The 11,044-nt window shown below is 47.3% G+C and carries 9 protein-coding genes; all 9 read right to left on the reverse strand.

All coding sequences use genetic code 11. The features are described 5' to 3' along the window. Positions 1–235 precede the first annotated feature (235 nt). Entirely contained in the window at positions 236–1,405 is a 1,170-nt protein-coding gene (gene ftsZ / locus J2Z66_RS21200) for a cell division protein FtsZ (protein WP_209974092.1), read from the reverse strand. 84 nt (positions 1,406–1,489) lie between these two features. Next, entirely contained in the window at positions 1,490–2,746 is a 1,257-nt protein-coding gene (gene ftsA / locus J2Z66_RS21205; RefSeq protein WP_209974094.1) for a cell division protein FtsA, read from the reverse strand. 239 nt (positions 2,747–2,985) lie between these two features. Beyond that, on the reverse strand, positions 2,986–3,777 hold the full coding sequence (locus J2Z66_RS21210; RefSeq protein WP_209974096.1) for a cell division protein FtsQ/DivIB: 792 nt from the start codon (positions 3,775–3,777) through the stop codon (positions 2,986–2,988). Between the two features lie 305 nt (positions 3,778–4,082). Continuing rightward, positions 4,083–5,336, reverse strand: a complete 1,254-nt coding sequence (gene murA, locus J2Z66_RS21215) for a UDP-N-acetylglucosamine 1-carboxyvinyltransferase (RefSeq protein WP_209974098.1) — start codon at positions 5,334–5,336, stop codon at positions 4,083–4,085. Positions 5,337–5,351: 15 nt separating this feature from the next. Next, positions 5,352–6,257 carry a UDP-N-acetylmuramate dehydrogenase gene (gene murB, locus J2Z66_RS21220; RefSeq protein ID WP_209974101.1) on the reverse strand — a complete coding sequence of 302 codons (906 nt, stop codon included), beginning with the start codon at positions 6,255–6,257 and terminating at the stop codon, positions 5,352–5,354. Between the two features lie 203 nt (positions 6,258–6,460). Then, positions 6,461–7,537: an undecaprenyldiphospho-muramoylpentapeptide beta-N-acetylglucosaminyltransferase gene (murG, locus tag J2Z66_RS21225; protein WP_209974103.1), complete on the reverse strand. Its 1,077-nt coding sequence runs from the start codon at positions 7,535–7,537 to the stop codon at positions 6,461–6,463. A 6-nt stretch (positions 7,538–7,543) separates the two neighbouring features. Continuing rightward, complete coding sequence (spoVE, locus tag J2Z66_RS21230) at positions 7,544–8,641, reverse strand: stage V sporulation protein E (protein ID WP_209974105.1); 1,098 nt, start codon at positions 8,639–8,641, stop codon at positions 7,544–7,546. Between the two features lie 63 nt (positions 8,642–8,704). Beyond that, a complete protein-coding gene (murD, locus tag J2Z66_RS21235) occupies positions 8,705–10,099 on the reverse strand; it encodes a UDP-N-acetylmuramoyl-L-alanine--D-glutamate ligase (RefSeq protein ID WP_209974107.1) in 1,395 nt (464 codons plus the stop codon). 3 nt (positions 10,100–10,102) lie between these two features. Then, entirely contained in the window at positions 10,103–11,038 is a 936-nt protein-coding gene (gene mraY, locus J2Z66_RS21240; RefSeq protein WP_209974317.1) for a phospho-N-acetylmuramoyl-pentapeptide-transferase, read from the reverse strand. Between the last annotated feature and the right edge of the window lie 6 nt (positions 11,039–11,044).

An 11,044-nucleotide genomic window follows, 5' to 3' on the forward strand; every position in this document is an offset into this window, starting at 1 on the left:
GGAACAACTAAACATCCACTGAAATCGATCGGTCCAAAAAAGATGTACTTTTGCATCTTTTTGCTCCCTCCTCACTAACTTCCTGAATAAAAGAGTAGGAGAATAAGAGTGGGACATAGTATATTTCCCTCTATATGCTCGCATTATAGTATTTACTTTTACATGCCCAGGCAACAAAAAAAGAGCTCTACATGAAAGTAGAACTCCGTCTCTGATAGATCGATAGTTGATAAGATTACTTATCCGAGTTGCGTCCCCGATTGCGAAGAAAGGTTGGAATATCCAACTGATCGCTGGAAGGCTGGTTGCCAAAAGGCTTAAGATTATTTAACCTGCCATCAGTTGCGGCTGTCTCTTGTTGATACTGTTGCTGTTGTTGTTGTGACTGTGGCGGCTGCTGCCCCCCCTGTGCGGTGCCTGGGCGGCGGAGCGGAGGCTGAACAGCTTCAGGCTTATGCTCAAAACCGGTAGCAATAACCGTAACCATAATTTCTTCTTTAAGTTCTTCTTTAATGACGGCACCAAATATCATATTGACCTCTAGATCAGATGCGGATGAGACAATATCTGCTGCTTCGTTAACTTCATACAAGCTTAAGTTGGCTCCGCCTGTAATGTTCATAAGAACTCCCCGAGCGCCATCAATCGAAGTCTCGAGCAGAGGGCTCATAATAGCCTTCTTCGCCGCTTCCGCAGCACGATTCTCCCCAGTTGCCACACCAATGCCCATCAAAGCCGCACCACGCTCGAACATAATGGTCTTAACGTCAGCAAAGTCAAGGTTGATCAGGCCGGGAACCGCGATAAGATCTGAGATGCCCTGAACGCCTTGACGAAGTACATTATCGACTTGCAAAAAAGCCTCAAGCATAGGTGTTTTCTTATCAATAATTTCAAGCAACCGGTCATTAGGAATCACGATCAAAGTATCTACTTTTTCTTTCAATGCTGCAATTCCAATCTCTGCTTGCATCGCGCGCTTGCGGCCTTCAAATGTGAAAGGACGGGTAACGACACCAACTGTCAGCGCACCGCACTCCTTGGCAATTTCAGCAATTACCGGCGCGGCTCCAGTTCCCGTTCCGCCTCCCATTCCCGCTGTGACAAACACCATATCGGCACCACGCAGCGTATTCATAATAGCTTCTCTGGATTCCTCAGCGGCTTTCTTACCTACATCCGGGTTAGCACCCGCACCTAAACCACGTGTAAGCTTGTCACCTATTTGCAGCTTATGCTCCGACTTGGACAAGTGAAGCGCTTGAGCATCCGTATTGACTGTAATAAACTCTACGCCTTGAAGCCCATTTTCGATCATTCGGTTAACAGCATTACTGCCGCCGCCGCCTACTCCAATAACTTTTATTTGAGCTGATTGATTCGTATCAAAATCAAATTCGAACATGTGAGTTTTGTCCCCCTAACTTTGCTTTCGTTAGCAAATCCTAATCCATACACCCGACAAACCTGATTATTCAGGCCTTGCCAGTTATATAAATTCACTGAAAAAGTTTTTTAATCGTTCAAACATACCAGGCTTATTGCTCTCGCCTGAGGCTTTTTTAGTTGTGCCTTTAGCTGTGTTTTTCTTGACAAAGCTGGAACCAGGCTGACGGCTCCTCAAGTATTTGGATACAAATTGGATAATGCCTACGCCGCTAGTATAAGAAGGATCTCTCACTCCGATAAAATCAGGTATTGCTATCCGGACGGAGGTCATAAGCTCAGCCTGTGCGACCGCAAGCATGCCTGGCATGGATACAGTTCCACCCGTCAGCACGTAGCCTCCGGAAACGTCACCAGTGCCCAAGCGATGAACTTCCGCTCGAATCAAATCGAATATTTCCTGTACACGGGGTTCTATGATGTTAGCCAAATCAATTTGGGAGAACTCTTTGTCTACATTGCTGCCAATTCTTGTTACCTTAAACACTTGATCCGCAGCAGAGTCCTCTATAGAGGCGCAACCGAATTTAAGTTTGATTTTCTCGGCAATATCCATTTGCGTTCTTAAACCGATGGCGATATCATTTGTGATATAATCGCCCCCAATTGGAAGTGTCGAGGTTGCTGTTAAATTTCCCTGCTCGAAGACTGAAATTGTCGTTGCACCGGCACCAATGTCGACAAGAACAGTTCCAATTGCTTTCTCATCCTTGGATAAGGCTAATTGACCTGCTGCCAAAGACATCAGAATAAGCCCTGACACCTTCAACTCGGACTTTTCGACAACTCGAAGCAAATTATGTATGCCCGTTTTAGCACCGGTAATAATTGTTGCTTCCACTTCCAGGCGAACGCCTATCATATTACGAGGATCGTTAATTCCTTCTTGACCGTCTACTAAATACTGTTTAGGTACAACTCCAATGATTTCACGCTCGGGAGGTAATGCAATGACTCTAGCCGCTTGAACGACACGGTCGATATCCTCTTCTCCAATTTCACGGTCCTCGTTAGATACCGCTACTACCCCATGGCTGGATTGCAGAGAAATATGATTTCCGGTAATTCCCACGTAAACCTCAGATATTTGTATGCCAACCATACGTTCCGCATGATCGATCGCGCTTCGTATAGATTGCACGGTCTGATCAATGTCCACTATGGCTCCCTTACGAATACCTTCCGAGTCGGCAGATCCCACTCCAATTATATTAATGGTTCCGTTAACAACTTCCCCAATAATAGCACGAACCCTGGATGTACCGATGTCCAAACTAACAATGATGTCATTGTTGCTCAAGCCGTTGGCACCTCCTGTAACTTTTAAATTAAGTACTTGTCCTCATATTACTTCTGTACATATTCAACACAGCAGTGAGTTTCCCTCTTTTTTCTGCAATTTTTTTGAATAGAAATAGTTACCAGATTATGACCAGTCTAAGAGAGTCTAAATTAACCATAAATCTAATTTTAACACTAATTGTGTAGAATGAGTAGTCCAACCCATCTTTTTTTGTCTGCTGAATCACCTGGTTATCACTAAGGAGTTTTTCCACCATCCTTTGAACCCGCTTGCTGCTCCCCTGACGACTCGAAAGGCACGAAAGTATCGACTTCCAGCATCGTAATAATCCCGCTTGTAATGCCGCGTTCATTCAATGATGCTATAAATGCTGGCAGGTTATCGATTTTTTCAGGCAAATAAGAGATCGTTGTAAAAACTTCAAATTGGGACCTTGTATAAATTTTGATCTTTTCCGGATAAGAAGCTGAAGGCTCGGGCTTGATTTCGGAAATATCGGATAGCGCTCCAACCGGAAGCTCTCCGAGCACTTTGGTAAGCTCCAATTTGTTCGGATCGGTGTCTGTCCATCCGCTGAGAATCGGCTTATCAATCGGGAAGTCTACGGAAGGCACATCAATTAAAGTGCCATCTGAAAGAACAGCCTGCTTGCTTCCTTCAGCAGTGATTTGAAAAGCAACCTCAGAAAATTCTTTCACAAGAATATGAATGACTCCCGGGAAATGCTTTGTCACCTGAACAGACTCCACTATATTTAAACCATTTACACGGTCTTCAATCGACTTTGTGCTAATTGCAAAATAGCGGTCTCCGATATTAATCGCTGCAGCTTGTCCCACCATATCTTTAGTAACCAGCTGGTTGCCTTGGATTTGAATTTCACTGATGCGGCTGAGCGATGATTGAAAAAATAAAATAACTAGAACCGTTAAGAAAAACACGATCAGAAAAGCTAATAGCTTCTTGTTCGTTCGGCCTCTTTTGGGGACAGCCGGTAAAGGGGGGACTTTATCTATTTCTTCGGTCAAGATGGGCACCACCTAAATTTTTCGTAGAAAAATTACTTCGTAAGCATTTGCTCAGTTTGTGAGAGCATACTAAGCACGGTGCTTGGCTTAGTGACGAACAAACTTACTTCGTAAGCATAATCTTTTTTCGCAGAAAAATATATTCGTAAGTCTGGCATACAGGAAGGAAATTTAGGGTCTTACTTGAAGAATGCCTACTCGTGCCTACAAGAGGAATCACGGATCTTGTAGTCCGCTATTCCTCCTACAGGCGGCAAAGCTCCAAAATAAGGCCCCTTATCAACCAATCTAGCAAACTATTCCTTCTAACTTTGCCGATAAACTGACGCACCTAACCCAGTGAGCATTCGCTCTATTCTATCATAGCCTCTGTCAATATGATGCACCTGCTCAACAACGGTCCTGCCATGAGCAGCCAGACCAGCTATGACCAAAGCAGCGCCTGCCCGCAAATCGGTAGCCTCAACGGTTGCCCCGTATAGCCGTGGCACCCCGCGAATGAAAGCAGAGTTCAGATCAACACGTATGTCTGCGCCCATCCGGGCCAGCTCTCCCACATGCTTGAATCTACCTTCAAATATAGTTTCCTTTATAATACTTAATCCATCTGCTAGAGTCAGCAGTACCATCACCTGTGATTGCAGATCTGTAGGAAAAGCAGGATATGGTGATGTAACGATTCGCTCCACTGCCTTCGTGCGGCTTGGACTGCTTACATATATTATATCATCGTCAACATTAATTTGAACACCTGCGCGTCTTAGCACATGAATGACAGAGGTCAAATGAGCAGGATTTACTTTTTCCAAGGTGATGCTTCCTCTTGTCGCTGCGGCTGCTACAAGAAATGTACCCGCGACAATCCGATCTGGAATGATGCTGTATGTGCAGGGCTCTAATGATTTAACACCCCGGATCGTTATCGTATCGGTACCCGCTCCGATAATATCCGCGCCCATGGTGTTCAGAAAATTTTGCAAATCTTGAATTTCCGGCTCTCTGGCTGCATTGAACAGAGTGGTGACACCCTCCGCCATAACGGCGGCCATCATGATATTTTCCGTCGCTCCGACGCTTGGAAAATCAAGCACGATTTCTGCACCTTGCAGTGATTCAGCTGTGCAAATGATACGATTCCCTGTCTCAACGATTTGGACTCCCAATTCCTGGAGACCTCTGAGATGCAGGTCGATCTTCCTCTCACCGATAGCGCAGCCTCCTGGCTGATACACGGTGACGCTGCCGAATCTCGCCAGCAGCGGCCCCATCAAGAAAATAGAGGAGCGCATCTGGCCCATAAGTTCTTCAGGAATATGCGAGGAATTCGCCGTGGATGTATCGATCTTGACGCTATCCCCCTGCTGCTCTGTACTGCAGCCCAAGGAACGAAGTACTTGCAGCATAACATCAATATCGAGTAAACTCGGAACGTTGCCCAGCGTGTAGGTGCCGCCAGTCATGATGCATGCCGCCAAGATAGGCAATGCGGCGTTTTTCGCGCCGTGTATCTGGATGGCTCCCGAGAGAGGTCTTCCACCTTCGATAACCAGCTTCTCCAATGTTCCACCTCCGATTTACCTCTCACCCACCACCAGGACTTCCGGTACTAGCGCAATTCCATAAACTTCCCGAACTTTACGCTGTACCTCTTGAATCAGGGTGAGAACGTCAACGGCTGTAGCGCATCCTGTGTTTACAATGAAATTAGCATGCAGAGTGGATACTTCCGCTCCGCCTACCCGCAAGCCCTTCAAGCCTGCCTCTTCGATCAGCTTAGCTGCGAAATGATGCTCTGGATTACGGAATACGCTGCCGGCGGTAGCCAACTGAAGTGGCTGCGTTCTGAGCCTGCGGGCCCGGTGAGCAGCCAGCGCATCCTTAATTTCCTTGCGCTCCCCATAATCCAGTTCAAATACAGCTTCCGTCACGATTCCTGGCAATCTATGCAGAATCGAATGCCGATACGCATAGTGAAGCTCTTGTGCTTGCATCTGTACTAATTCCCCTGTCTCCAGGATGACTTCAGCCCACTTCAGTATGCGTGACACATCAGAACCATGGGCACCCGCGTTCATGTAGACGGCGCCTCCCACAGAGCCTGGAATTCCTCCGGCAAACTCTAGACCTGTCAATCCTTCTTTTGCAGCCAGAACAGATAGTTTGATGAACGAGTACGAAGCTCCTACATACACCATACGCCCTTCAAAGCGTAATGTTTCCAAAGCTTCTCCAAGCTTGATGACAGCACCCCGGATACCTAGATCTGTAACCAGGAGATTGGATCCACGTCCAATTACAGTCCAAGGAATCCCCCGACGGTAGAGAATCTGAATGGCAGCTGCAAGCTGCACTTTATTAGTGGGAATAATGAGAATGTCAGCAGGCCCTCCAATTTTCCAAGTGGTATAGGGGGCCAGCGATTCGTTCTGCTTGATTTGTCCGATGCCAGCTGCTTGCAAGTCGGAAATTAACTGCTCCATGGGAAAACCTCCTTCACAGAACTTAGGGCGAATGTAGTTGGAAGCTTATGGCTCCCAGCCAATTTCATACAAGTGCCGTCCGAAACCAGTCATCCATTTTCGTAAAAAAACGGTTCTTGTATAAAGCCTCAGATGTCTGTCACGGTTATAGTGTAGTTTATGTAAGATCGGTTAGAGTGTGACAAATGCCTATTCTTTTCGCCTTAAACCAGCTTAGGTAAGCTGTGGGCTTCAATCAGGCTGATAATGCTCTCGACAGCATCCATGCTATTGCGTGTAGCCATCGCTGCTTTAAAGCTGCTGCGGTTTTCGTATAAAGATCTCACGGCCAGAATTAAGGATTCGCCAGTCAGATCGGCTTCATCCAGCACCGCTGCATATCCGGAGCGCTGGAAAGACCCTGCGTTAAGAATTTGATCGCCACGGCTGGCTTGTCTGGACAGAGGAATGAGCAGCATCGGCTTCTCCAGTGCCAGAAATTCATAGATCGACGTCGAGCCGGCCCGAGATACTACAAGATCAGCCATGGCCATAATATCGGGAAGCTCATCAGATACAAATTCAAACTGCTTGTAGCCTCTGACATCCAGAAGTGCTGAAGCCAGATTCCCTTTTCCGCAAATATGTACAATCTGAAAATCAGCGAGCCATGTCTCCAGATTATCTCTTAGAGCCTTATTCATAGCTTGCGAGCCAAGGCTTCCACCCATAACCATCACGACTGGCTTTTGACTATGAAAATCGCATAGCTGAAGTCCTTTCATCGCATTTCCTTGTAAAATAGCAGGGCGAATCGGAAGACCAGTCAGCACTGCTTTATGCCCCTTGATATGCTTCATCGTTTCCGGAAAAGTCACACATACCTTAGCCGCAAAAGGGATAGCCAGCTTATTAGCCAAGCCTGGTGTCATATCGGATTCGTGAATAATCGTCGGGATTCGCTTCATTTTGCTGCCAAGCACAACCGGAACGGACACGAAGCCCCCTTTGGAAAACACAATGGCCGGTTTAAGGCTGCGCAGTATTTTATATGAATCATAGACCCCCTTTGCAACTTTAAATGGATCTTTTATATTTTTCACATCCACATATCTTCTAAGCTTGCCAGAGGAAATGGGATAAAAAGGAATGCCCTCATGGGCCATTATATCTTTCTCAATACCGGCAGCCGACCCGATATATCGGATGTCCCAGCCAAGCTGCTGCAAACGGGTAATAATAGCCAGGTTGGGGGTAACATGTCCGGCAGATCCTCCTCCGGTAAAGACGATGGTTCTCATTCCTTCTCACCTCGAATAACGGGATATATTTAATAAAATACCTATAGACGTCAGCATAAGCGTTAGTGAGGAACCGCCTGCACTAATAAAGGGTAGTGTAATTCCTGTCACTGGAAACATACCGATTACGACTCCTATATTAATAATAACTTGTACAGCTACCATACCTATGATGCCTACGGCGAGCATATTGCCAAATGTATCGGGTGCCGTAATAGCTGTCCTCATGCCTCTCCAAACCAGAATAGTAAAAAGCAGCAGAACAAAGGCCCCTCCGATAAATCCAAGCTCCTCCGCGATAATGGAGAAAATAAAATCGGTTTGCGGTTCAGGTAAATAGCTGTATTTCTGCCGGCTCATGCCAAGCCCCAGCCCTACCAACCCTCCCGGACCTATGGCATACAGAGATTGTATCGACTGGTAGCCTGCACCGAGTGGATCCTGCCAAGGATCGAGAAATGCGGTTATCCGCAATAGCCGATAAGGAGCTGCAATAACAAGCCCAATAAATCCAACCAAACCAACCATGCCCAAATAGGAAAGATGCAGAATTCTTGCCCCCGCCGTATAAATCATCAGCAGAGAAGCACCTACCAGCACGACACCTGTGCCCAAATCCGGCTGCAGCATAATGAGTCCAAAAGCGAGCCCCATAATGCCCAAGGGCGGTAAAAGTCCTTTAGCGAAATAGGTGACCTTGGCTTGCTGCTCAGAAAGCAGCTTGGCCAGAAATATAATCATCCCTATTTTCATAAATTCCGAAGGCTGAATACCAAACGAGCCGATGCCAAGCCAGCTTCTCGCGCCACCTCTGACGACACCGATTCCAGGCAGGAGAACGATAACGAGCAGGACCAGACAAAGGATAAGGCCGCTGCGCGCATACTTCTTCCAAACCCAGTAGTCCACATTCATCGTGAAGAACATAGCCACAACGCCTAAAACAGCGAATATGAGCTGACGCTTCAAATAATAGTAGCGATCACCGAATTCGTGAAAAGCAAGCACCGCACTCGCACTGTACACCATAATAACGCCAATTGTCAAAAGCAGCAAGGTACTGATAACCATCCAAATGTCCGGAGCGGACCGCGCTTTACCCATAACCGACACCTCTATACGTAAGTGTTGTAGGGCTGTCCCGAGCTAAGCTTGGAACAAGCCTCTTTAAAGGTTATGCACGGACTCTTTAAACATGCGTCCCCTGTCCTCAAAGGAAGGAAACATGTCCCAGCTGGCGCAGGCCGGAGAAAGCAAAATAATATCTCCTGCTTCACTCATTGCCCACGCTGCCCGAACGGCCAAGTCTACAGCATCCGCAGCATTGTTAGCAGTATCGACGCTTTCAATCGAACTAATCCCTGCCAGTGCAGCAACTTGGTTTATTTTCGCCCCGGTTTGGCCCAGAGTAACGATTCCCTTTACCCGCTCACGAAAGATAGGCAGCAGTTCCATATAATCAGAACCTCTGTCAAGCCCTCCGGCAACCAGGATGACTGACTCTTCAAAAGCTTCTATCGACTTAATCGCAGCTGCAGAATTTGTCGCTTTGGAATTGTTATAGAACGTTACCCCTTCGAGCTCCCTGACAAATTCAAGCCTGTGCTCCACACCCCGGAACTTTCTCAGTTCCTCCGCGATAACCGTTAGCTCCACACCTGCAGTTAAAGCCACCCCGGCTGCTGCCAGAGCGTTCTCAATATTATAGCTCCCCGGAATCCCCATCTCTGCTGCTGTAATAATTGGATGCCTGTTTCCTTCCACATCACGATATACGAGCGTCTGCGTCTCCGCTTCCAGGTAAAGTCCATAAGTCAGAGCCTCTTTCATCGAAAAAGGAAGCAGCTTCGCCTGAACCTGCGGCAGCAGATTCCTGCATAGGGGGTCGTCCCAGTTGATAACAACGGTATCCTGCGGCTGCTGATTTGCGAATATTTTGGCCTTGGAAGCCATATAATCGTCCATGGAGCCATGGTAATCGAGGTGAGTCTCATAAATATTCAACAAGCATGCTATACGGGGCCGAAAATGTATCGTGCCTTTAAGCTGGAAGCTGCTTAGCTCCACAACCATCCAATCGCTTTCTTCCGCCTCCTCAGCCGCCTCAGTCAGGGCTCTGCCGATGTTTCCCGCGACAATTGGAGATAGACCACCACCAGCAAGCATAAGACCGATAAGCGTCGTTGTCGTCGTTTTACCGTTAGAGCCGGTAATTCCAATGATTGGAGCCTTACAGATATAAGCAGCTACCTCCACTTCCGTTACGACTTCAATATCCAGCTCCTCCGCTTGACGGACAGGCTTTATCGTATAAGGGATACCCGGATTTTTAACGACAAGCGCCACACCACTGTGGATCAACGTGTCCGGATGAGAGCCACAAATAACAGAAATACCCAGAGCCTCCAGATCATCGGCCTCAGGGCATGCACTTCGCTCTTTTTTATCATTTACGGTAACCTCTGCCCCAAGCTGATGAAAAAGCCTGGCGACAGCAACTCCACTTCGGGCAAGCCCGAGAATGACTACTTGTTTGCCACGATACGCTTGCGGATGCTTCATCCGTTATAACACCTCATTCATATATAATCCCAAAGCTGCCAGCACCAGCCCGGTTACCCAAAATGTTATGACTACCCGCCATTCGGACCAGCCGACCAGCTCGAAATGATGATGAATCGGGCTCATTTTGAAAACTCGCTTACCTCTTGTTTTAAAGGACACGACTTGAATGACCACGGATAAAATTTCAATCAAAAACACACCGCCGATAATCGCCAGCAGCAGCTCTGCCTTCGTCAAAATCGCAACGGCAACCAGCCCGCCACCTATTCCCAAAGACCCCGTATCTCCCATAAATACCTTTGCCGGATGGGCATTGAAAACAAGAAAGCCAAGCACAGCTCCAACCATTGCTGCGGAGAAAATCGCCGCCTCAGGCTGTGTATTGTTCATTGCAATAACCGTGTAGGCCCCGAAGGCAATTGCGCTTGTCCCCGCTAGAAGTCCATCCAGGCCATCGGTGAAATTAACCGCATTGGAGGCTCCAAGCATCAAGATAGCCATTAGCGGAAAATAAAGCCAGCCCAGATTAAACTGCAAATCCAGATAAGGAACAAACAGCATTGTGCTCTGTCCCTGCTGTACCAAAAGATAGCAGACAACGGCGGAAATGGCCAGCTGTCCGAACAGCTTCTGCTTCGCAGTCAAGCCAAGGGAGCGCTTGAACATAATTTTGATATAATCATCCAGAAAGCCGACCAGGCCATAGCCCAGGGAAGCAATCAGCAAAATTAATAATTCCGTATTTTTATCGGCAAAACGCAAGGAGGCCAGCGCCAAAGCCAGCAGAATAATAATACCGCCCATGGTCGGTGTACCCTGCTTCTTTAAATGCCCTTGTGGACCGTCTGTCCGAATTTGCTGCCCGAATTTCAGACGGCGCAGGAGCGGGATCAGCAGCGGTCCCATAATAAGGGACAGCACAAATGCCACTCCCATTGTAAA

Source organism: Paenibacillus eucommiae, assembly GCF_017874215.1.
Taxonomy (GTDB): Bacteria; Bacillota; Bacilli; order Paenibacillales; family NBRC-103111; genus Paenibacillus_AI; species Paenibacillus_AI eucommiae.